This window comes from Erwinia sp. MYb416, from assembly GCF_037479575.1.
GTDB lineage: Bacteria > Pseudomonadota > Gammaproteobacteria > Enterobacterales > Enterobacteriaceae > Erwinia > Erwinia rhapontici.
In genome coordinates, this window is sequence record NZ_JBBGYT010000242.1 from 288 (window position 1) to 896 (window position 609).

At 52.4% G+C, this 609-nt stretch carries 1 pseudogene; it reads right to left on the bottom strand.

Going from position 1 to position 609, the window contains the following annotated elements:
• Positions 1-609 (bottom strand): annotated as a pseudogene (locus WH277_RS02250) (DNA-directed RNA polymerase subunit beta'); the annotation flags it as partial.

The following is a 609-nucleotide window of genomic DNA, read 5'->3' on the forward strand; positions in this document are numbered from 1 at the left end:
AAATATCGATCACTTTGTTATAGCGTTCGCCAGCGGTAACCAGACCAGACTGGAACTGCTGCTGAATCTCAGCCACTTCCGCTTCCGCTTCGGTGATGATTTCCACTTTCTTCTCTGGGATAACCATGTCGTCGATACCCACAGACGCACCTGAACGTGCCGCATAGGCAAAGCCGGTGTACATAGTCTGGTCAGCAAAGATAACGGTCGGCTTCAGACCCAGGATGCGGTAACAGGTGTTCAGCATCTTGGAGATCGCTTTCTTACCCAATGCCTGGTTGACGATGGAGTAAGGCAGACCTTTTGGTACGATCATCCACAGGATGGCGCGACCAATGGTAGTGTCGATGATGCTGGTCTTAGCCACCCATTCATCCTGCTCGTTTTTCTCGTGTTCGGTGATACGCACCTTAACGCGAGCGTGCAGAGACGCATGGCCAGAGCGGTAAACACGCTCGGCTTCTTTCGGGCCAGTCAGTACCATGCCTTCGCCTTTGGCGTTAACACAGTCACGGGTCATGTAGTACAGACCCAGTACAACGTCCTGAGAAGGAACGATGATTGGCTCGCCGTTCGCAGGTGACAGGATGTTGTTGGTAGACATCATCA